At 48.9% G+C, this 21,231-nt stretch carries 22 protein-coding genes; 13 read left to right on the top strand and 9 right to left on the bottom strand.

The genetic code is table 11. The features are described from left to right. Nucleotides 1-26: 26 nt before the first annotated feature. The 3 genes from E4K71_RS02265 to E4K71_RS02255 all read right to left on the bottom strand — a co-directional run bounded on the left by E4K71_RS02265 (nt 27) and on the right by E4K71_RS02255 (nt 4,191). Complete coding sequence (locus E4K71_RS02265) at nt 27-392, bottom strand: response regulator (protein ID WP_135075956.1); 366 nt, start codon at nt 390-392, stop codon at nt 27-29. A gap of 126 nt (nt 393-518) precedes the next feature. After that, complete coding sequence (locus E4K71_RS02260; RefSeq protein WP_135075953.1) at nt 519-3,305, bottom strand: chemotaxis protein CheW; 2,787 nt, start codon at nt 3,303-3,305, stop codon at nt 519-521. Nucleotides 3,306-3,525: 220 nt separating this feature from the next. Continuing rightward, nucleotides 3,526-4,191 carry a histidine phosphotransferase family protein gene (locus tag E4K71_RS02255; protein WP_135075950.1) on the bottom strand — a complete coding sequence of 222 codons (666 nt, stop codon included), beginning with the start codon at nt 4,189-4,191 and terminating at the stop codon, nt 3,526-3,528. A 69-nt stretch (nt 4,192-4,260) separates the two neighbouring features. Here E4K71_RS02255 and E4K71_RS02250 point away from each other — a divergent pair, with 69 nt between their 5' ends. Further along, nucleotides 4,261-5,451 carry a DUF2478 domain-containing protein gene (locus tag E4K71_RS02250; protein WP_135075947.1) on the top strand — a complete coding sequence of 397 codons (1,191 nt, stop codon included), beginning with the start codon at nt 4,261-4,263 and terminating at the stop codon, nt 5,449-5,451. Here the strand turns inward: E4K71_RS02250 and E4K71_RS02245 are convergent. Beyond that, complete coding sequence (locus E4K71_RS02245) at nt 5,448-6,386, bottom strand: response regulator (protein ID WP_240796901.1); 939 nt, start codon at nt 6,384-6,386, stop codon at nt 5,448-5,450. The two genes, E4K71_RS02250 and E4K71_RS02245, sit on opposite strands and share 4 nt — an antisense overlap. A gap of 122 nt (nt 6,387-6,508) precedes the next feature. Between E4K71_RS02245 and E4K71_RS02240 the strand changes: the two genes are divergently transcribed. From E4K71_RS02240 to E4K71_RS02230, 3 genes are read left to right on the top strand one after another with little or no spacing between them, the layout of a single operon-like run. Then, nucleotides 6,509-7,411, top strand: a complete 903-nt coding sequence (locus E4K71_RS02240) for a hydrogen peroxide-inducible genes activator (RefSeq protein ID WP_135075941.1) — start codon at nt 6,509-6,511, stop codon at nt 7,409-7,411. Further along, a complete protein-coding gene (locus E4K71_RS02235; RefSeq protein ID WP_135075938.1) occupies nt 7,408-7,749 on the top strand; it encodes a CidA/LrgA family protein in 342 nt (113 codons plus the stop codon). The genes E4K71_RS02240 and E4K71_RS02235 overlap by 4 nt, the downstream gene beginning before the upstream one ends. Continuing rightward, nucleotides 7,742-8,458, top strand: a complete 717-nt coding sequence (locus tag E4K71_RS02230; protein ID WP_135075936.1) for an LrgB family protein — start codon at nt 7,742-7,744, stop codon at nt 8,456-8,458. The genes E4K71_RS02235 and E4K71_RS02230 overlap by 8 nt, the downstream gene beginning before the upstream one ends. On the opposite strand, the gene E4K71_RS02225 is transcribed toward E4K71_RS02230, so the two are convergent. Then, nucleotides 8,451-9,851, bottom strand: coding sequence for a PLP-dependent aminotransferase family protein (locus E4K71_RS02225; protein ID WP_135075933.1), 1,401 nt, complete (start codon nt 9,849-9,851; stop codon nt 8,451-8,453). The two genes, E4K71_RS02230 and E4K71_RS02225, sit on opposite strands and share 8 nt — an antisense overlap. 114 nt (nt 9,852-9,965) lie before the next feature. On the opposite strand from E4K71_RS02225, the gene E4K71_RS02220 reads away from it, so the two are divergent. The 8 genes from E4K71_RS02220 (at nt 9,966) to E4K71_RS02185 (ending at nt 16,528) form a co-directional block, all read left to right on the top strand. After that, nucleotides 9,966-10,217: a DUF1127 domain-containing protein gene (locus E4K71_RS02220; protein ID WP_167730212.1), complete on the top strand. Its 252-nt coding sequence runs from the start codon at nt 9,966-9,968 to the stop codon at nt 10,215-10,217. A gap of 79 nt (nt 10,218-10,296) precedes the next feature. After that, nucleotides 10,297-10,842, top strand: coding sequence for a LysE family transporter (locus E4K71_RS02215; protein ID WP_135075927.1), 546 nt, complete (start codon nt 10,297-10,299; stop codon nt 10,840-10,842). A 10-nt stretch (nt 10,843-10,852) separates the two neighbouring features. Then, a complete protein-coding gene (locus E4K71_RS02210; protein ID WP_135075924.1) occupies nt 10,853-11,557 on the top strand; it encodes an alanyl-tRNA editing protein in 705 nt (234 codons plus the stop codon). Between the two features lie 2 nt (nt 11,558-11,559). After that, on the top strand, nt 11,560-12,348 hold the full coding sequence (locus E4K71_RS02205; RefSeq protein ID WP_135075921.1) for a PhzF family phenazine biosynthesis protein: 789 nt from the start codon (nt 11,560-11,562) through the stop codon (nt 12,346-12,348). Further along, nucleotides 12,345-13,223: a DMT family transporter gene (locus tag E4K71_RS02200; RefSeq protein WP_135075908.1), complete on the top strand. Its 879-nt coding sequence runs from the start codon at nt 12,345-12,347 to the stop codon at nt 13,221-13,223. The genes E4K71_RS02205 and E4K71_RS02200 overlap by 4 nt, the downstream gene beginning before the upstream one ends. 138 nt (nt 13,224-13,361) lie before the next feature. After that, nucleotides 13,362-15,239 carry an SLC13 family permease gene (locus tag E4K71_RS02195; RefSeq protein ID WP_135075905.1) on the top strand — a complete coding sequence of 626 codons (1,878 nt, stop codon included), beginning with the start codon at nt 13,362-13,364 and terminating at the stop codon, nt 15,237-15,239. A gap of 71 nt (nt 15,240-15,310) precedes the next feature. Then, entirely contained in the window at nt 15,311-16,000 is a 690-nt protein-coding gene (locus E4K71_RS02190) for a glutathione S-transferase N-terminal domain-containing protein (protein ID WP_135075902.1), read from the top strand. 3 nt (nt 16,001-16,003) lie between these two features. Next, nucleotides 16,004-16,528 carry a sigma-70 family RNA polymerase sigma factor gene (locus E4K71_RS02185; RefSeq protein WP_135075899.1) on the top strand — a complete coding sequence of 175 codons (525 nt, stop codon included), beginning with the start codon at nt 16,004-16,006 and terminating at the stop codon, nt 16,526-16,528. Between the two features lie 2 nt (nt 16,529-16,530). Here the strand turns inward: E4K71_RS02185 and E4K71_RS02180 are convergent, their stop codons facing one another. From E4K71_RS02180 to E4K71_RS02165, 4 genes are read right to left on the bottom strand one after another with little or no spacing between them, the layout of a single operon-like run. Then, nucleotides 16,531-17,208, bottom strand: coding sequence for an ABC transporter permease (locus E4K71_RS02180; RefSeq protein ID WP_135075896.1), 678 nt, complete (start codon nt 17,206-17,208; stop codon nt 16,531-16,533). Further along, nucleotides 17,205-17,900, bottom strand: coding sequence for an ABC transporter permease (locus tag E4K71_RS02175; protein WP_135075893.1), 696 nt, complete (start codon nt 17,898-17,900; stop codon nt 17,205-17,207). Before E4K71_RS02175 ends, E4K71_RS02180 begins: the two co-directional genes overlap by 4 nt. A 57-nt stretch (nt 17,901-17,957) precedes the next feature. Further along, on the bottom strand, nt 17,958-18,701 hold the full coding sequence (locus E4K71_RS02170) for a transporter substrate-binding domain-containing protein (RefSeq protein ID WP_135075890.1): 744 nt from the start codon (nt 18,699-18,701) through the stop codon (nt 17,958-17,960). Between the two features lie 59 nt (nt 18,702-18,760). Beyond that, nucleotides 18,761-19,534 carry an ATP-binding cassette domain-containing protein gene (locus tag E4K71_RS02165; protein WP_135075887.1) on the bottom strand — a complete coding sequence of 258 codons (774 nt, stop codon included), beginning with the start codon at nt 19,532-19,534 and terminating at the stop codon, nt 18,761-18,763. Between the two features lie 278 nt (nt 19,535-19,812). Here E4K71_RS02165 and E4K71_RS02160 point away from each other — a divergent pair, with 278 nt between their 5' ends. Continuing rightward, nucleotides 19,813-20,796: an MDR family oxidoreductase gene (locus E4K71_RS02160; RefSeq protein ID WP_135075884.1), complete on the top strand. Its 984-nt coding sequence runs from the start codon at nt 19,813-19,815 to the stop codon at nt 20,794-20,796. Nucleotides 20,797-21,231: the final 435 nt, after the last annotated feature.

Here is a 21,231-nt window from a genome sequence, read left to right as displayed (position 1 = left end):
CAAAAGAACCTCAAATCAAATTCAAATTACAGAAGACCGACTTGCGAGAATTTCGCCTGGATAATTTCACTATCAAACGGCTTCATAATATATTCGTTTGCACCAGCTTCGATGGCTTCCTGAATATGCTCGATATCATTTTCTGTTGTACAGAAAACAACAACGGGCTCATCCCCACCGGGCTGTTTGCGCAGTTCTCTCAGGTATTCAATGCCACTCATGACAGGCATATTCCAGTCAAGCAACACAACTGTTGGCATCTCTTTGATACATTCGTCCAGAGCCTGCTGGCCATCTGCAGCTTCAATAGTTTCAAAGCCCAGCTCCTGCAGGATTTTACGAGCTACCATTCGGATAACTTTTGAGTCATCAACAATCAGACAAGATTTCATTATTTCACGGTTCCTATCGGCTATAACACCTTAAGCGTACCGTCTCCCAGATAGAAGGCGGCTTACACACAAAAACAAAATAAAGGAGTAAGCCGCCAAACTCAACAAAGTTTGAAAAATAAGTTGTTATACGGACAGAGTTTCGCTCAAAGTCTGTAACAAACCATCACGATCAAACTTCGCACAATAGTCATTATACCCAACTTCACGGCCACGTTCGAAGTCCGCTTCGGTTGCATGTGAAGACAGGGCAATCATTGGAATTTCCTTCCAACGTGTATCACTGCGTACCGCTTCTGCAAACTCAAAACCGTTCATATCCGGCATTTCGATGTCACTAACGATCGCATCATAGATCGCCCCGGCAGAACGCAGCTCCAATGCTTTCTTCGCGCTTTCTGCCGTAACCACATTATAACCAGCCACTGACAGGATCGGCGTCAACAGGTTGCGGAAGAACGGGCTGTCATCCACCAATAGAACACGCGGCCCACCAACAGCATCGTCACCATAAGATGTTGCCGATTCCGGACGGCCAAACCAATCCGGGAAAGCTTTCGTCAGATAGAAGCCCGCATCAATCAGGTCAGTTGCCTTACCGCTGATCACAGCCGAACCGACAAAGCCATCACGCTCAGACGCCAGTTCGATGTTGAGGTGGTCTTCAACAATATCAACGATCTCATCAACAACCAGCCCCATAGAGTGATCTTTATCAGTGAAGACCAGAACAGGCTGACGGCCTTCCTCTTTCCATTCGTGACCAGTGTCGATCGGGATCAACGGCATCAACTGACCACGGTACTGAACGACCGGGTTCGTGCCAGAGTATTCGATCTTCGTCACATCGACTTCTTCCAGACGAGCAACCAGAGCCAGCGGAACCGCCTTGAGTTCTTCGCCACCGGCGCGGAAAATAAGGATCGAGGTTGTTTCGCCGTCTGTGCGGGTTGCCACTGTTGTGCTTTGCGCTTCCTGAGAAGAGCCCATAGCAACCTCGCCTGTTGTTGCAGCAATACCGTTCGGATCCAAAATCATGATCACGCTACCATCACCAAGGATTGTGTTCCCGGAGAAGAGCGAGATGTGGCGCAGAATCGGTGCAACAGGTTTCACAACGATTTCTTCCGTATCAAAGACGCGATCCACGATGATACCGAACTGATATGTCCCAACCTGCGTCACAACGATGAACAGCTCATCATTAGCCAGGTCTTTCTTGTTTTCATCCAGTTTCAGATGATCATGCAGCGAAACCAGCGGCAGCAAGCGGTTGCGCAAGCGTAGAACCGGTGCATCATTGATCATCTCAATCGCATTGTCAGATGCTGCAGAAGTGCGAACCAGTTCCAGAACGCTGATTTGTGGGATCGCAAAACGTTCACCAGAACATTCAACAACCAGTGCAGACACAATTGCCAATGTCAGCGGAATCTTGATGGTGAAGGTTGAGCCTTTACCTTCCACAGATTTCAGTTCAATCGTACCACCGATTTTCTCAATATTGGTACGAACCACATCCATACCCACACCACGACCGGAAACAGATGTCACCTTTTGAGCTGTAGAGAAACCAGCACGGAAAATAAACTGATGAATTTGCTGATCAGACATTGTTTCCAGATCAGCTTCAGACGCCAGGCCATTTTCAAGAATTTTCGCTTTAATACGGTCCGTATTCAAACCTTTACCATCATCGGTAATTTCAATGATGATGTGACCACCTTCATGGAAAGCGTTCAATGTCACCGTACCGACCTGCGGCTTGCCAATGGCAATACGTTCATCTGGCATTTCCAGACCGTGGTCGGCAGAGTTACGCACCATATGTGTCAGCGGATCTTTAATCAGTTCCAAAACCTGACGATCAAGTTCGGTTTCCGCACCGATCATTTGCAGGTCAATCTTCTTGCCCGATTCAACGGCCAGATCACGAACAATACGTGGCAGTTTCGCCCAAGCGTTCCCGATTGGCTGCATGCGTGTTTTCATCACACCTTCTTGCAGGTCAGATGTAATATGAGACAAACGCTGTAACGGCACTTTGAAGACACTGTCATCAGACCCACGAACCATCTGCAACAGCTGGTTACGCGTCAGAACCAGCTCGGACACCAATGTCATCAGGTTTTCAAGCAATTCAACGTTCACACGAATTGTCTGGTTGGCAACAGATTCTTTTGCCGCACCGACAGTTTTTTTCGCTTCGGCGGCTTTTGCAGGTTCTTTTTTCTCTTCTTTCGGAGCAGCAGGCACCTGTGCAGCGGGTGCAGGCGGGGCAGCAGGTGCTTCTGCTGCTTTTTCCGCGTCCATTTCCGCCTTCATCTGCTCATCAAGTTCATCCTGACTTGGCGCGACAACACCAGCAGCAACCGCTTCTTCAACTTCAGCCAGCAATTCTGCAGCAACAGGGAAGCCATTGGCATCAGTGACCGGGCCGGAACTTGCAGCCGGGGCAGCTTCTTCAACAACCGGTTCTGGAGCCGCTTCAGGAGCAGGGGCAGGTTCTGGCGCAGGGGCAGCGGCTTCAACCGGGCGACCTTCTGCCATAGCGTTCAGCTGATCAATCAATTCCTGATCATTGCCATCTGGTTCAGCTTCTGTTTCTTCCAGAATTTGCAGCAATTCTTTAATGGTATCAATCGCATGCAAAATCAGTGTCACAGCTTGTGGTGTCACTTCCAGCGAACCATCGCGGAATTTACCCAGTACGTTTTCACCCGCATGTGCCACTTTTTCAAGACGTGGCAGACCAAGGAAACCACAAGTCCCCTTAATGGTGTGCATCAAGCGGAAGATATTGGAAAGGATTTCTGTGTCATTGGGGTCTTGCTCGAATTTTACCAATTCTGAGTCAAGCACCATGAGGCTTTCGGATGTTTCTGTTATGAATTCACTGAGTAGATCATCCATGGTTCTACCTTTCTCCTTATCTGTACCGCACTAAATTTCATACGACGGCATTCGAAAATAGACTAATGTTGGCGTTACTATTACGTAAAACCCCTACGGGCACAAAGAAAAAAACGACATCATTCCGTAAATGTAATATTTTTTTCATTTTAGTTTAGAAATGAAACTATTTTATTTTCTATTTCAGGCAATCACGCAGCCCGCACCATACGGGGACTTCCTATAAATCAAGAGGGATAAGTGCAGCAATTTGCACATAGTCAGCCTGTGGGCAGGAAATTTCAAAATCCAACCCTAAATCATCAGCCAGACGCGCCATAAAGAAAGCCTGAACAGTTCGCGCCGTCAAAGAATCGCAACTGGCATTGGGTGCAATTGCGCTTTGAATTTCATCTTTGATATGGGCTTTTTGCCCCTCACAAACCAAGGCGATACCCAAACCTTCCGGCAAGGCCGCCTGATTAAGTGTTAAAGTGCCACCACGGGGTAAACAATCAATCCCCAACATCAACAGGTTTAAAATAACCTTGATGACATCTTTGGGCACGCAGGGTTCATTATCTTTCCAGGGTAATTCAGGGTTTTGCGGCCAGTGAAGCTGAATATGCTTTTCAATAAAGCCCTGAGCAAGCTGGCGTCCTTGTAGCATGGACATCCGCCCACTGCCCCCGCCAGACAGACCAAAGGCAAGACGAAAGAATTCCAGACGGCTTGCAGCTTGTTGCCCGCTTTGACCAATCATCTGGGCAGCTTCGGCCATAACCGGGCTGTTGGTTTCTTCAATCAGTTCAATTCCATGGTTCACAGCCCCGACCGGACCCACCAAGTCATGACACAAACGCGAACATAATAATTCGGCTACTCTCATATCGACTTGCACACCCATGGAAATCTGTTCCTTCTTTTGTTAAGCTAACCCCAAAACACAACATAGAAGAAAAGCGAATCGCTGACAATGTCAATTCAAACAACCCGACCAACCCGCCTTGGCGGGGTTCTTTACGCCGCAAACACCCCCGAACGGAACGCTTTGCTGGATTTTGCAAAAATTTTGCAAGACCGGGGCTGGCATGTGGCTGGCTTAACCCAAGAACTCGCCTATGATGACAAGGGGGAAAAAATCGGTCTGGATGCCATCGACATTAAAAATGGCGATCATTACCCGCTGGCACGTCCCAGCAAGGAAGATAGAGAAAACAACACCTGTGGATTTGACGTCAGCCTGCTGTGTGAAGCTTCCAGCGTTCTGCGGCGCGCTATTGAAGAAAAAGCAGACTTGTTAGTGGTGGAAAAATTCGGTGAGCGCGAACAAGACGGCAACGGGCTGGCAGAAGAAATCATCGCAGCCGCCCTGGCTGGCATTCCCACATTGGTTGCCGTACCTGCCAGCGCCCTTGAAATCTGGAATGATTTCACTGGGCGCTTAGGGGCCTTACTGCCCCATGATCAGGAAGCCCTGTGGCAATGGTGGCCGAAATGGAATTTATATCAGGAACTCGCCCAAAATGTGGATGACACCCCGGTTTTACATGTAGAGGTCGGGGAAAACGCCATTTTGGTCGCAGGTGCTCATGGCTGTGGTGTAACGGCCAACCCATTGGGGAAAACAGCTTTGGACCACCCCCTTCACCAAAGCCTGAAATCTTTAGCCCTTGGGGCCACACAGATGCATAACCCGATTGAACATGCCATCGGTGTCGCAGCCATCCTTGCCCATTACAACCGTTCTGACATGACAGGATCAGATCATAGTGGCCTGACCCATTTTCAGGGGCGCGATGAACGTGTCCTGATTGCCGGACACTTTCCCCCAAACAAAGATTACAGCAATGACTTCACCATGCTGCCAACGGAACGTGCCCTTCAACATCTGATTGAAAATGCCTATGACGGGGTGATCCTGCCGTCCCACACATTCGGTGATGGCTTGCTCCCCACCTTGCTGGAAACCAAGGGGCTGGCAGAAACGGTTCTGGTCGGTCCTGAAACCCCACTGGCCCCAGCCCTGTTTGATTATGGATTAAACGTATTGTCCGGGCGCATTATCGTGGATACTGAAAAAGCCATCGAGATTGTTAAAAATGGTGGTACCCCCAAAGACCTAAAACCCGCAAGCCGTTATATTACCTTGGAAAAAGAAGGTTAACCCGCAATTTTTGCCAAAACAGCTTGGGAAATTTGGCGAGCTGCTGCCACATCGGCGTTCTTGTCAAACCCAAGCTGAATGGCTTTATTCAATGGAAGCAATAGTTTCACATCCTGATCAGCAGGAAAGCCACCGCTGTTACGAATACGATTAACCACCCCCAACAAGGTCTGACACAAATCAGAAACATGATCATAAGCCGTCCCATCCAAACGGCGATTGGCATCTTCTGACGCATAACGCAGGCGATCCAGACACAGCTTTGATGTGGCATCAACCTCACCATTGATCAAACGCGGTGTTAAAATGGTCACGAGTTCTTCAATATCTTCGGCATGAGATTCCAGAGCCTGCGTATTCACCGTTTCAATAGCCGCATCCACCATGGCCTGAACATCATCCACCGACCCTTGGTTCAATGCCCGCGCCTTTAAGGTATTGGGCGGAATAAAATGTTCTGCATTGGCTTCTTTTTGGGATTTAGCCTGACGGGTCGGCCCAATATAATCCCCAGTCACGACAAAGGGTTTGCGCTGATAAATCAAACGCCCGACACGGCGCATGAGGGTGTCCACATCAAAGGGTTTAGACAGCAGATCATCCGCCCCCGCCTGAATCACTTTCTTCACCAGCTCCGGTGATGGGTTTGCCGTCAGGGCTGAAATAACAAGGAACGGATTATTCCCAATTTTATGATGACGAATATCATTTACAAAATCGGTAAAGTCGCCATCAGGTAATTCTGTTTCCGCAATCAATAACTCAGGCATTTCAATCTCAAAACTTTGCCGGACAAAATCTAACGAATGACCTGTCAAAATTTTACGAAAGCCTGCCTGAACCAATGTCTTTTTTGCAACCGTTCGTGCCCGTGGGTCCGGGTCCGCAATCACTACGGTTACTTCTTCAAATTGCTCGTGCCCCATCGCTGCCATAACCACGTATGTACCCCTAATTTCTATCTTTATAGATATATTACATTTTACGCGGATTAGTACAAAAAATATCAACCAAAGACATTTGCCTATCAAGACTGTTTGATTTATAGGTTATTTTTATGAATGCATCTTTTTCCCTCAAACATCTGAAATATTTCATTGCTGTTGGCGAACATAAGCACTTTGGCCGCGCCGCCCAAGCCTGCTTTGTAACCCAACCGACCTTAAGCGCGGCCATCAAGGAATTTGAAGATTTACTGGGTGTACAATTGTTTGAACGCACCAAACGTCATGTCCTTGTCACCCCGATTGGCGAAGAACTCCTAGAACGCGCCAAGGCCATTATATTGGAAGCAAATGCCTTGATGGAATTTGCCCAATCCAAGGGCAATCCCTTAAACGGCGATCTGCGCTTAGGCGTGATCCCCACGATTGCCCCTTTTTTACTGCCAAAACTGATGCATGCCATTCGCGATGAGTTTCCCGATCTCACCCTATATCTGAAAGAAGATCAAACAGCTCGCCTGCTTGACAGCCTGCATGGGGGGCATCTGGACTTGCTGATTCTTGCCTTACCTTATGAAGCAGAAGGCGTGGAAACCCTGACCTTTATGCAGGACTCCTTTTACTGCGCCCTGCCTTTATCCCACCCAATGTGCGATCACAAAGCCATCATGCCGCATGACCTTTATGATGAGGACCTTCTCTTGCTTGAAGAAGGCAATTGCATTCGTGAACATGCCATGGCGGCCTGCTCCTGGCCCAGCAACAAAGGTCCAAATGAATTTGGGGCCACCAGCTTGTCCACCATCGTTCAAATGGTTGCCAATGGTCTTGGGATCACTTTATTGCCCCAAATGGCAATTGAAGCCGGCATTGACAAAGGCTGCGATATTAAAACCATTCCCTTGGCCCAAAACAGCCCGCCACGCGATATTGGGCTGGTCTGGCGCAAAACATCTGGTCGTGCAGAAGAATTTAAAATGCTTGCGACCTTTCTTAAGGAGACATTAGCCCCATGATTGCCTTCTTTTTCCTCCTTTGTTTTCTTCAACTGGTGGGCGAAGCCATTGTCTATCTAAGCGGGCTTCCCATTCCCGGCCCGGTCATCGGCATGGCCCTGTTGCTTGTCGGCTTGTTGATCAAGAAAGGCTTACCGGAAAATCTGGATAAAACAGCCAACACCCTTTTAAGCTATCTTGCCTTATTGTTTGTCCCGGCCGGGGTCGGCGTGACCTTGCATTTTAACTTGATCACCAAGGAATGGTTGCCCATTACGGCCTCCATTATTTTTGCAACACTTTTGACCATTGCCTTTTGTGGGCTGGTGATGAAACTGTTGGACAGGTCCCATGGATAAGTTAATCTCATTGTGGGAATATCTTGCCCAAACGCCGCTTCTGGGGATTACCCTGACACTGGCCTGTTTTGCTCTCGGTGACTGGCTCCATCAAAAAGCCAACAAGCATCCGCTGACCAATCCGGTCCTTTTTTCCATCATCACCGTATCCCTGACCCTATGGGCAACAGGAACAGACTATCTGACCTATTTTGACGGGGCAAAATACATTCACTTCTTGCTTGGCCCTGCCACAGTGGCTTTGGCCGTGCCCCTTTATAAAAATATCCACCATGTCAAAGCCGCCCTTCTCCCTATTATGATAACAATCATATTAGGGTGCATCTTTGCCATTGCCAGCGGTGTTGGGGTGGCTGCATTTCTTGGGGCATCACAAACCACCCTGCTTTCCCTTGCACCAAAATCCGTGACTGCCCCGGTTGCCATGGGCTTGGCTGAAATCATTGGCGGGACACCCTCACTCACTGCTGTCCTTGTTATTCTTAGCGGTGTGACGGGCGCTGTCCTTGGCGGCATGGTCCTCACATTGGTGCGTGTAAAAGATAAAAAAGCCCGTGGCCTTGCCGTGGGCATTGCCTCACACGGCATTGGCACCGCACGCAAGCTTAGCCTGAATGAAACGGCTGGGGCTTTTGCCGGACTTGGCATGGGGCTGAATGCACTAGCAACGGCTATTTTACTGCCCTTATTGTATTTCTGGCTTACATAACCGAATGGAAAGCATGGATTTCTTCGTTTAAAAGCGTTGCCAAACGAGACATGCCATCTTCGACCACATCCACACTTGCAGGGGCACCATAACACAATCGCACCGCATTAACCGGTGCCCCCTTGCCAATATAAAAAATATGAGCGGGCATAATTGAGACATCACGTTCTCGCGCACGCAGGCAAAACATTTCTGCCGTCCAAGGGGCTGGCAGGGTGAACCAGTTATGATAGCTATTAGGCGAGGTTTGCAGCTCGCCGCGTGTGATATATTTTAGCATCACCTCTTGGCGCTTTGATGCCTCTTTGCGATGCCAATCCATAAAATACTGCGCCGTCCCATCCTCAATCCAGCGAGATAAAATTTCAACCGTCAGCGGTGCAACCATCCAATTGGTTAAGCGCACACAGGCTGCAACCGTCTGGACTTTTTGTTCTGGCACCAAAGCAAAGCCGACACGCAAGCCCGGACTGATACTTTTTGACGCCCCATTCAGATAAAAAGTCTGCTCTGGCAACAAAGTGGCAAAGGGCTGAAGACTGCCCATCTTTTCATGTACAAAACCATAAATATCATCTTCAATGATCCAGAGCCCATGACGTTTGGCAATCTCTACAATTTCTTGGCGTCGTGAAAGATCCATACTAACACTTGTGGGGTTTTGATAGTTCGGCATGCAATAAAGAACACGCGCACCCGTTTGAACAATCGCCTTTTCCAACCGATCGGGAATAAGGCCATGTTCATCCATGGGCAGGCCCTGCATTTTCACCCCTAATTGCGTCGCCAGCGTCTTGATACCGGGATAGGAATATTCTTCACACAGCAAGGTATCGCCTGCCTTGCACAACGCCATTAAGGATAATGCCATGGCATGTTGCACCCCGTTTGAAACCACAATCCGATCCGGATCATAAGGTGCACCATGCCAATGCGCCCATTTCGCCATGGCAACCCGATGATGTTCCATCCCCTGTTCGGCCTGATAACGCATCAAGGCCCCAAGTCCAGGGTCTTGCGCCAAGACCTGTAAGGCAATGCGCAGTTTTTCCACCCCTTCACCTTCGGAATGAATATTCATGCTGAAATCAATCAGGTTAGGGTCCAACATATCAGGGATATGAAACGGCGTATCCATCGTGCCATCTTCTTCCGGCTTAACGTACGTGCCCCGCCCAACTTCACCAATCACATAATCACGACGCACTGCTTCCCCATAAGCCCGGCTCACCGTTCCCACCGTCACCCCCAGATGATAGGCCAGATCACGATGGGTCGGCAGGCGTTCCTCCGGCTTTAGCTCCCCTTGTCGAATGGCTTCACCAATAGCATCGGCAATGGCAAGGTAGCGCGGACCACGGCGGCTTTCGATTTCAGGAACCCATAAGGACATTGAGGTACTCCAAATTATATTGTCACGGTGACAATGTATCAATTGACGCGATATTGTATCTATTTTACCGTAAATGTCATTAAATATTTATCACTTCAAGCGGAGAATGGACCGATGAGACAGAATTGTATCGATACAATCGACACAACAACTGCCCCGCTACCAAGCTGGGGCCAATGGGCAAAAGCTGGGGTACATATGGTCCGTGCAGACATTCTCCAGCTTATGCAGATATGGCGAATTTGGACAAAACGCGCACAACAGCGTCGCTCTCTTCATACTCTTTCAGACGAAACCCTGAAAGATGTGGGGCTGAGCCGCGATCAAATCCAAAAGGAAGCAAATAAGCCTTTCTGGACAGCATAAACGGACAAGGGTGTCGTCCTCGCACACGCGGGGACCGCCTTGCCTCTTTTATTTTTTCTAAGAATGACAGGTCTAAAAAATGCTTAATTTCGCCCTCTTTGCATTTGTAACCTCGATCACACCGGGGCCGAACAACTCCCTGTTGATGGCTTCTGGTGTGCGCTTTGGCATCAAACGAACCTTGCCCCATCTTTTTGGCATTAACCTTGGCTTCGGCTTTATGTTTTTACTGGTTGGCTCCATCCTGCCTTTATTGCCTGAAGGCAGTATGGAGGTTTTGGAATGGGTGGCGATGGCCTTGTTGTTTTACATCGCCTTTAAGATTGCGACAGCCTCCACTGAGTTTGCAGATCCATCAGCCGACGAAAAACCCTGGGGGTTCTTTCGCGCAGCCGCCTTTCAATGGATCAACCCCAAGGCCCTGATGATGGCTTTTGCCGGGGCGACCTCGTATGGATTAGATACCGTAACCGGTGCTGTCATTTTCACCCTGACCAATACGGTTTGTGCCTCATGGATTTTTGCCGGTGCCTGGATGCGTCGCTTTCTCATCGACAATCCCTTGCGCACACGCATACTCTATATCATCTTGTCCCTGATTATGGTGGCGACAATTTTCTTGTGAGGAAAGATACATGACTAAAGAACTGTTTCGTGACGATTCCTACCTTAAATCCTGTGAGGCAGAAGTGATTGCCACACAAGAAGGGGCAATTATTCTGGATCAAACCGTTTTCTATCCCACTGGTGGTGGCCAGCCCGGTGACAGCGGCACCTTTGAATTGGCTGATGGATCAACCATCACCATTGCCAATACGATAAAAGATCGCGAAACAGGTGCCCACCTGCATCTGGTTGAAGAAGGTACTCCACTGCCAGAAGTTGGCACAAAGCTCAAAGCCATTATCGACTGGGAACGCCGCCATCAGCTAATGCGGATGCACACGGCCTTACACATCATGTGTTCAAAGGTGGACGGGGCCGTTACCGGTGGTTCTGTCGGGTTGGAAAAAAGCCGTCTGGACTTTGATCTCCCCGAAGCCCCGGATAAAGAGGCCCTGGCCGCAGCGATCAATCAAGAAATCACAGCCAACCAACCTGTTGAAATCAGTGCCATTACAAATCAAGAACTTGAAAGTAACCCTGATCTGGTGCGCACAATGTCGGTTAAGCCCCCTATGGGCCAAGGGTCTGTACGTACCATTCGTGTGGGAGATGTGGATTATCAACCCTGTGGCGGGACCCATGTCAAATCCACAGGTGAAATCGGCCCTGTCCGTATTGGAAAGGTTGAGAAAAAAGGCAAACTTAACCGTCGTATCAACATCCATTTTGCGTGAATATGATGATTAACATTTATCAAGTTGATGCCTTCGCCAACTCTGTTTTTGAAGGCAACCCCGCAGCTGTCATTCCATTGGAAAAATGGCTGGATGACACCGTTATGCAGAACATTGCCGCAGAAAACAATCTGGCGGAAACCGCTTTTTTCGTTCCAGAAGGAAACAAATTTCATCTGCGATGGTTTACACCGACAGTGGAAATCCCACTCTGCGGCCATGCTACTCTGGCCTCTGCCTTTATTGCCTATAGTGAATTGGGTTATAGAGAAGAAGAAATCGTCTTTTCCAGCATGTCTGGCGATTTAACCGTTCGCCGCCAAGACGAAGGCTTTGTCCTCAACTTCCCCAAATATGATAGCAAACATATTGAGGTGCCAGAAGGGCTGTCTCAGGCTCTTGGCTTTGAACCGCAAGAGGTCCTGGCCTGTGAAAACAGTATTTTTGCCATTGTCCGTGCCAAAAATGAAGAGCAGGTCAAAAACTGCTCACCAGACTTCCCCACCCTTCAATCTATTGCACCGGGAAATTTTATTATCACAGCTCCCTCCCCAGATTATGACTTTGTATCGCGTGTGTTTGTACCTGAACACGGTATCCCCGAAGACCCGGTGACAGGTTCTGCCCATTGTATATCTGTCCCTTACTGGGCGAAAATTCTTGGAAAACAAACATTACATGCCCGCCAGATTTCCAAACGTGGCGGGGATTTACGCTGTGATTTAAAAGAAACGCGTCTTGAAATCTATGGAAAGGCCGTTCTCTATATGAAGGGCTCTATCTATATATGAGCAGCCCCAACTCTCTTCGGGTCTATCTGATCGCAGGCTTGGGTATTCTCATCTGGGGGGCCTCGCCAGCGGCAACCAAACTTGCTGTCCAAAGTTTCAGTGCCATGGAAGCAGCCGTGTTTCGCACTTTCCTGGCCGCCTTGCTCATTTTGCCTTTTGCTCTTTTTAAACGTCTCCCCCTTCCCAAAAACCGAACAGACTGGTTTGCCCTCGCCATTGCTTGTCTTTTGGGAACCATCGGCTATGCCCTCCTGTTCAGTATGGGAATGACACAAACGTCAACCATCCATGCTGCCTTGATCATTGCCTCAGCCCCGATTTTCACCGGGCTAATCGGTTTTAGTGTTGAGAAAAACTGGCCTCGGTCTTTATGGTGGATGGGTGCAGGCGTTGCATTTATCGGGGAAATATACCTGATCCTGTCCCAACAAAAAGAAACCAGCAGTGCAACCCTTCAAGGTGATCTGCTGGTTTTCTTAAGTATCCTGTGCGTCAGTGCTGGATATGTTGCAGGCGGACGCCTGAGTGCCGCTATTGGCACATGGGCTGCCACGGCCTGGACCTTGGTATTCAGCGGATTACTGCTGCTTCCCCTGTTTATCCCCCTCTCTTTAAACCTTGACCCCTCATTAATCCAGCCATCAGCATGGTGGGCAATGGCCTATCTTGTCATTTTCATCTGCATTTTGGGCTATGTCTGCTGGTTCTGGGCCATCGGTGAATGCGGTGTCGGCCCCATCGCCCCTTTGCAATTTGCCCAACCCATTGTCAGCATAGCCCTTGCCATCAGCTTTCTGAGTGAGAGTCTCACCCTTGAAATCGCAATTTCAACGATTGCTATTCTTGCAGGCATTATGATCACCCGACGGGCCTAAAGATCATCGGGCAAAATTGACAATTGCCATTTTGCGACAGGGAAAACAGCTGTAAAACCTTGTTTTTGTCAAAAAAACTTGTGTGAAACGCTGCCATAAGCGATACCTTGAAGATAAATAACAATAATTGGGAACAGCATGACTGAGCTTGCGATAGATCTTTTTGGGGCGAATTTCCAGATGTGGTTAACCTACATCATCATTTTGGCTGCCCTGATCGCATATGCCATTGAAGATATTCCCGTAGAGCTGACGTCTTTGGTCACGCTTGGTTTGGTCATGGTTGTCTTTCATGTATTCCCGGTTATTGACGAGGGGGGAACCAATCTTCTATCCCCCCATAACCTCTTGCTTGGTTTTGCCAATACCGGCCTGATTACCGTACTGGCCCTGCTTGTTGTTGGTCAGGGCATGGTACGCACAGGGGTGTTAGAACGTGGTGCCCAGCTTCTTTTGCGGCTAGGGGGGAAAAATACCTGGATCACCATTTTGCTCACCCTGATTGTGGGCATGTTGATTTCTTCCATGCTCAACAATATCCCGGTTGTCGTTATCTTTATCCCGATTATGCAGGCTTTGGCCGCACGCATTAACAAATCCGCCTCCAAGGTGATGATGCCCCTGAGTGCCGCAGCGGTTTTAGGCGGGATGATTACCCTGATCGGTTCAGGAACCAACCTGCTGGTGAACTCCGCCCTGATCCAGCTTGGCGAAGTGCCGTTCAAGTTTTTTGACTTTACCCTGCCTGGCCTTGTTCTGGCCTCTATCGGGCTGGTCTATGTGGTCTTTGTCATGCCCCGCCTGCTGCCTGATCGCAGTGGGGAAGAAGGTGAAAACAAACATAGTGGCAAACATTTCATTGCCCAGCTTACCGTTGCGCCTGGTGCCAAACTGGTGGGGAAAGAATCCATGGGTGGTTTTTTCATCGACCTGCCCAATATGACCGTGCGTATGATCCAAAGCCACGGCCAAGCCATTTTGCCGCCTTTTGAAGATCACAAAATTCAGCCCGGTGATATTCTGGTTGTGGCAGCAACGCGCAAAACCATCACCGAAGTCTTGACCCAAAACAAGGGCCTTCTGGAACCCCATCATTCAGAACAGCCGGACAAAGCTGTTTCACAAACGGAAGAAGAGGGAGACGAAGAAGCAAAAAGCCCAGATCAGATGCTCGTCGAAGTCATGTTGCCCCCGACCTCCCAGCTATCTGGTCAGACCCTGCAAAATACCAGTTTTGCAGCCAAAAGCGGCTGTAAGGTTATTGGTATTCAGCGCCGTTCACGCATGATCCGCGCACGTATGGATGATATTCGCCTGCAATCCGGTGATGTGCTGCTGGTTCAGGGCCACCCCAGTGATATCCACAGCCTGCGTTCCAATCGCGATGTGATCTTGCTGGAATGGTCTAAGGAAGAACTTCCCGCTATCCACCATGCCCGCCGCGCACTGGCCATTTTCGTCGGTGTTGTCTTTATGGCCGGTAGTGGCTTGTTGCCAACTGTCACCTGTGCCCTTATCGGTGCGACCGCCATGGTTGCCATTGGCGCACTCAATGTTCGCCAGGCCGTTCGCGCCGTTGATTCCAAGATTGTCACCATGGTTGGCGCTGCCCTTGCCCTGGGGTCTGCCATGCAAGCCACGGGGGCGGCGACTTACCTTGCCCACGGGGTGGTGGATATGCTGGATGGGGCCGGACCAAGGACGGTGCTCTCAGCCCTGTTCCTGCTGATTGCCTTGCTGACCAACGTTCTGTCCACTCAGACCTGTGCGGTTCTCTTTACACCCATTGCGGTCTCTATGGCGAACGAGCTGGGTGTTGACCCGCGTGCCTTTGCCGTGGCGGTTGTCTTTGCCGCCAACTGTGCCTTTGCCACCCCGATTGGTTATCAAACCAACCTGTTGGTCATGGCACCGGGACGCTATAGCTTTAAGGATTTTATCATCGCAGGCACACCTCTGGTCTTCATCATCTGGATTGCCTTCAGCCTGTTCATTCCGTTTTTCTACGGATTTTAGAAGTTTTTTTTCGTCTTTTTTCTCAAAGCTCCGTCTTAGGGTCAGAACCTTATAAAATGGAGTTTTGAGAAATGATCAAACTAATCAGCTTTACCATCTGTCCCTTTGTCCAGCGCATTGCCGCCCTGCTAGAAGGCGCAGGCGTTCCTTACGAAACCACATTCATCCAACTGTCAGACAAGCCCCAATGGTTTTTGGATATCTCGCCGCACGGTCAAGTTCCTTTACTGATTACAGAAGACGAAACCATCCTTTTTGAATCAGATGCGATTGCGGATTATGTTGCCGATACATATTTAACCACAGCTTCACCAGAAGCCCGCGCCCTTGAAAAAGCCTGGGCCAGCCTTGCGGTTAAAAACTATCTGGTTCAATGTTCGACCATGAGCAGTAAGAACCAAAGTAGCTTTGAAACTCACCATGAAAAATTACGTGCTGCCTTTGAAAAAATGGAACAGGCCCTGCGCACAAACCAAACGACTGCCAAAACAGACATATCCCTGTTAAGCAGCGCCTGGCTTGTGCTGCTGCATCGTGCCGACATCATCCAACGTAAGACTTGCTTTGACATGTTGGAAAACTTACCCTTACTACAAGACTGGCAAAGAAAACTGCTCACACAAGAATGGACAGAAAAATCAGTCCCACCTGATTTTGAAGAGCGTTTTAGTCACTTTTATCTGGCAGAAGAACGCTATCTGATCCATGGGCAAGAAGACTGCGACCAAGCCCCGAAAAAACCACTAAGCTGTTGCGAGTAACACATGAAGGCTGAAATTTGGCAGAACCATCGCCAATTATTAATCGCCTGGTTGAGCAAACAAGGGCTCAATCAGGCTGATGGCGAAGACCTGACACAAGATATTCTCTTTAAAGCATGGCAAAAACAGGACCAGCTTCAACAGGAAGAAAACCTGAAAGCCTGGTTATTCGGTATTGCCCGCAATCGCTTGATTGACCATTTCAGGCAAAAACAAATACCACTTTCAGAGTTTTTGACAGATGAAACCGACACAGCCCCCTTGCAGGAAATGGAAGGCTGTCTTGAACCCTTCATCAATGACTTACCTGAAAAAGAACAAGCGCTTTTGCGCCATATTGATCTGGCTCATGTCCGCCAGAAGGACTATGCCGAAGCACAGAATATTCCATATTCAACCCTGAAATCTCAATTGAAAAAAGCCCGCCAGCTTCTGGCAAAACGCTACCAGCAATGCTGTCATATGGAATTTGACCCCAAAGGCCGGGTCAGTCAGATCGAACAGAAACAGAAAAACTGTGACTGTTAAACTTATTGAAAACGCAACAAACGCTTTTCCACCCGCATCCAGATTTGGATGAAGATAAAGGTCATCAACAGATAGATCACGCCTGCGGCAAAATACATCTCAATGGCAAGATAGTTGCGTGCGATAATGGTGCGTGTCACCCCTGTCAGGTCCAACAGTGTAATTGTATAAGCCAGTGCTGAACTTTTGATCATGAGGATAATCTCATTCCCATAAGCAGGCAGGGCCATACGGATCGCACGGGGCAGGACGATGCGACGATAAAGCGTAAATTTATTCATGCCAATGGCAACACCGGCTTCAACCTCCCCATGTGGAACCGCCTGAATGGCACCACGGAAAATCTCAGCCGTATAGGCCCCGGTATTCAAGGCAAAGACGATTAAAGCGCACCAATAAGCCTCTTTCAGCACCGACCAAAAAATGCTTTCACGCACCGCTTCAAACTGTGCTGCCCCGTAATAGAACAGGAACAACTGCACCAGCAACGGCGTCCCGCGAAAGAAAAAAGTGTAAACCAGTGGAATATTGCGCACCCACCAGTTCTGCGAGGCCCGCATCAGGGCCACAGGTATGGCAATCACAAAACCGACAAGACAGGCAATCAGCACCAGTTCCAATGTCAGCCAGGCCCCGTCCATCAATTTGGGAAGGGCAATAAAGATTTCTTCCCAATTCATGACGTGGCCCTCTTCACACCCCGGTTAGCCCATCGTTCAGCATAAAGCTGCCCGATCATCACAACAGAGGTAATGGCCAGATAAATCAGGGCGGCAACAAAATAAAAGGTAAAAGGTTCCTTGGTATTACTGATGGCAATACCCGATGTACGCATCAATTCAGGCAGTGAAATCAGCGAGACCAAAGAGGTATCTTTGAGCAAGACCTGAAACAGGTTGCCCAACCCTGGAATGGCAAGGCGCATGGCCTGCGGCAATGTAATGCGCCAGAAAATTTGGCCTGAACGCATGCCCATGGCAACGCCAGCTTCAATCTGGCCTGCTGGAACCGACTGAATAGCCCCGCGAAACACCTCAGTCGCATAGGCCCCAAAGGACAGGCCCAATGCGCAAATGCCTGCGACAAACACATTGATCTCGATATAATCATCATAACCGACATTTTCAGCAATGCGGTTGATGATATCTTCACCACCGAAATAGACCAACAAGACCACAAGGATTTCAGGAATGCCGCGCACAACCGTGGTATAGCTTTTCCCGATACCACGCAGCATACGATATGATGACAGCTTGGCCGCAGCCCCCAACAGGCCACAGACCAAACCAATCACCAAACCACCTAAAGCCACCTGAACGGTCATCCAGGCACCCATGGCAATCTGCGGGCCAAATCCTTGTAGGTCGATCATGTCTCTATCCCGTGTAAACCATCGCCCCCACATGGGTGAGGGCGACATGTAATCGTCTTAGTAAATAGAGAACGGGAAATATTTCTCGTTGATCTTGGCGTATGTACCATTGGCGACAATTGCCTTAATCGCAGCATTCAGCTTTTCACGCAAATCATTGTCTTTCTTGCGCACCGCAATGCCGATCTTGTCATTTACGTCAATGGCTTTCCCCAGGAATTCAAAGCCCTGACCGGCATCAGAACGCAACCAGTCATAGGCTGGCAGCTTATCAGAGACGAGCACTTCAATGCGACCAGAAGCCAGATCAAGATAGGCATTTTCCTGCGTGTCATACAGTTTGGCATTCACGCCCATCATGCTATCAGTCACATAGTTCGCCGCAATCGTTGCACGTTGCGCACCGATATTTTTCCCACGCAGCATATGCGGTTTAAAGCCGGAGCCTTTTTTCGCCACCATCGTCAGATTGTTGGAATAATAAGGAATAGTGAAGTTCACCGCTTTTTTGCGTTCTTCGGTAATGGACATGGATGCTACAACCGCATCATATTTCTTTTTCTTCAAACCAATAAGGATGGAATCCCATTCCAGCGGCGCAACAATTTCACATTCCACTTTCATTTCGGCACACAGCGCATTGGCAATATCCACGTCAAAACCAAAGGCTTTGCCCGCTTTGTCAATACCGTTGAACGGAGGGTAAGCCCCTTCTGTCCCGATACGCAGCTTGTCGCCAGCATCTGCGACAGAAATACCAAGGCCGAGTACAGCAGCCAATGCGATTGCAATTTTTTTCATGTGAGAAAATCTCCCGTTATAGATGATTGCTTGTTTGTCCCTAACCAGCCGGATTTTTATTAAAGTTCCGTACTGATGAATTGTTTCATACGTTCGGATTTCGGGTTTTCAAAAACCTCTTGAGGTGGTCCAAACTCTTCCACCTGCCCTTGATGCAGATACATCACATGGCTGGAAACTTCACGGGCAAAACCCATCTCGTGGGTCACAACCAACATGGTGCGCCCTTCTTCCGCCAGCATCTGCATGACTTTCAACACTTCGCCCACCAGCTCCGGGTCCAAGGCTGAGGTTGGTTCGTCAAATAATAAAAGTTCCGGTTCCATCGCCAGTGCACGCGCAATGGCCGCACGTTGTTGCTGCCCGCCTGAAAGCTGGGCAGGGAAATGACCTTTTCGCTCATAAAGCCCCACTTTTTGCAGCAGCCCTTCTGCTTTTTCGATGGCTTCTTTCCTGGAAATCCCTTTAACCTGCACTGGGCCTTCGATGATATTTTCCATCAAATCCATATGAGACCAGAGATTAAAGCTTTGGAAAACAAACCCGATTTCAGAGCGTAGCCGCGTGATCTGTTTTTTATCTGCCGCCCCCAACTGACCATCTTTTTCCCGTTTCAGCTTCATGGGCTCACCGGCTACTGAAATCGCCCCTTTGGTGGGACGCTCCAGCAAATTGAGGCAACGCAGGAACGTGCTTTTACCGGAACCAGATGATCCGATAATGGAAATCACATCACCATAATGGGCGGTCAGTGAAATGCCTTTCAGCACCTCAAGTTCACCAAAGGATTTATGGATGTCTGTGACCTCAAGGGCTGGAAAATCTTTTGTCATATCTTTGATGTATGGATTGAAGGACATGAATGGAAGGTCAACTCTGCGAAGACTTAACCAAGAAGTCAAGAAACTGTCATATTTCAATTTAAAAGCAGGCAAAACCCGTCACTTTTGAAATAGAGAAACAATCCAAACCTTTTATTTGAAATGAAATTACCCCAGATAATTACCATTTCTAATCCAGCATAAGATTCGCTTAAACAGATTGATCGTACCCCGAACATTCTATATCGTTGATTTTAAGTCGAATAAAGAATGAACAGAGAGAGGCTCCCATGGCTTTTAACGCGCTCCAACTCAATGAAGATATGTCCATTGGCATCCAATCCATCAGCGAAGATGACCTACCTGCTGGCGAAGTTCTAGTGAAGGTGGATTATTCCACCCTGAACTATAAGGATGGCTTGATCATGAACGGGCTGGTCAAACTGGTCAAACAATACCCCCATGTCCCAGGTATTGATTTTGCCGGCACGGTCGAACAATCAGAAGATGATCGCTATAAACCCGGTGATCGTGTGGTACTTAATGGCTGGCGTGTAGGCGAAATCCATTGGGGTGGTTATGCCCAAAAGGCCCGTGTGAAAGCCGACTGGCTGGTCCCCTTGCCAGAAGAAATCTCCACCAAACGCGCCATGGAAATTGGAACAGCCGGTTATACCGCCATGCTCTCGGTCATGGCACTGGAAGATCATGGCCTTGACCCCAAACAAGACGGCGAAGTGCTGGTAACAGGGGCTTCTGGTGGCGTGGGTTCCATTGCTGTGGCTATTTTATCACGCCTTGGCTATCAGGTTGCGGCTTCAACCGGATCAGAAAGTTCCCATAACTACCTCATCGGACTGGGGGCCACCACCATTGTGCCGCGAAGCGAACTGGAAGAAGGCCCACGTGGACCACTAGGGGGTGAAAAGTGGATTGGGGCCATTGATAATGTGGGCGGCCCAACCCTGCATCACGTTCTGGCAACCTTAAAATACTGGAGCTGTTGTGCCTCTGTCGGGTTGGCGGCGTCGAACGAGCTTAACACAACAGTTTTACCGTTTTTGATGCGCGGGATCACCCTGCAAGGCATTGATAGCGCAACCTGCCCTTATGACAAACGCGTCACTGCCTGGAACCGACTGGTTAACGAGCTGCCCATGGACAAACTGGATGGCATGAGCAGCACAATTTGCCTGTCTGAACTGCCCGAGGTAGGCAAAAAAATCCTTAAAGGGGAAACACAGGGACGTATCCTGGTCGATGTAAATTCGTAAACACTTTATTAACCATTTGAATTTTAAGGGGTTGTTAACTTTTTAACAGCCCCTTTTCTTTTTTGGCATCCCCTTTGCTTTACTCTTAGGCATAAGAGAACCGTCATTCCTAAAAAGGAACCCATAAAAATAAAACGGGCCCCTGCCCTAAAGGCAGGGGTGACACCTTAAAAAATAAAAACAGGGAAGAGGAGATGAAAAATGATTAGAGCGTTGAAGCTAGGAGCGGTGATAGGCGGCTTAACTTTGTTGGCGGCATGCGGCTATGTCGATAAATACGAAGAGGCCGTCTATGACTGGGAACCGAGATATTGTTACAAGCAACTCGGCTCCATCCAATGTTTCAGCGAACCAGTTCACCGGGACGCGGCCAGGTTGGTTAATTACTATGGCCCTCATCCCAGCCGATTTGACACGCCCTCACCTCCCGATCGG

Origin of the sequence: Terasakiella sp. SH-1 (genome assembly GCF_004564135.1) — a bacterium.
In the GTDB taxonomy this organism is placed as follows: domain Bacteria; phylum Pseudomonadota; class Alphaproteobacteria; order Rhodospirillales; family Terasakiellaceae; genus Terasakiella.
The sequence above is the reverse complement of the archived record's forward strand: the minus strand, read 5'-3'. Positions and strand labels throughout refer to the sequence as shown.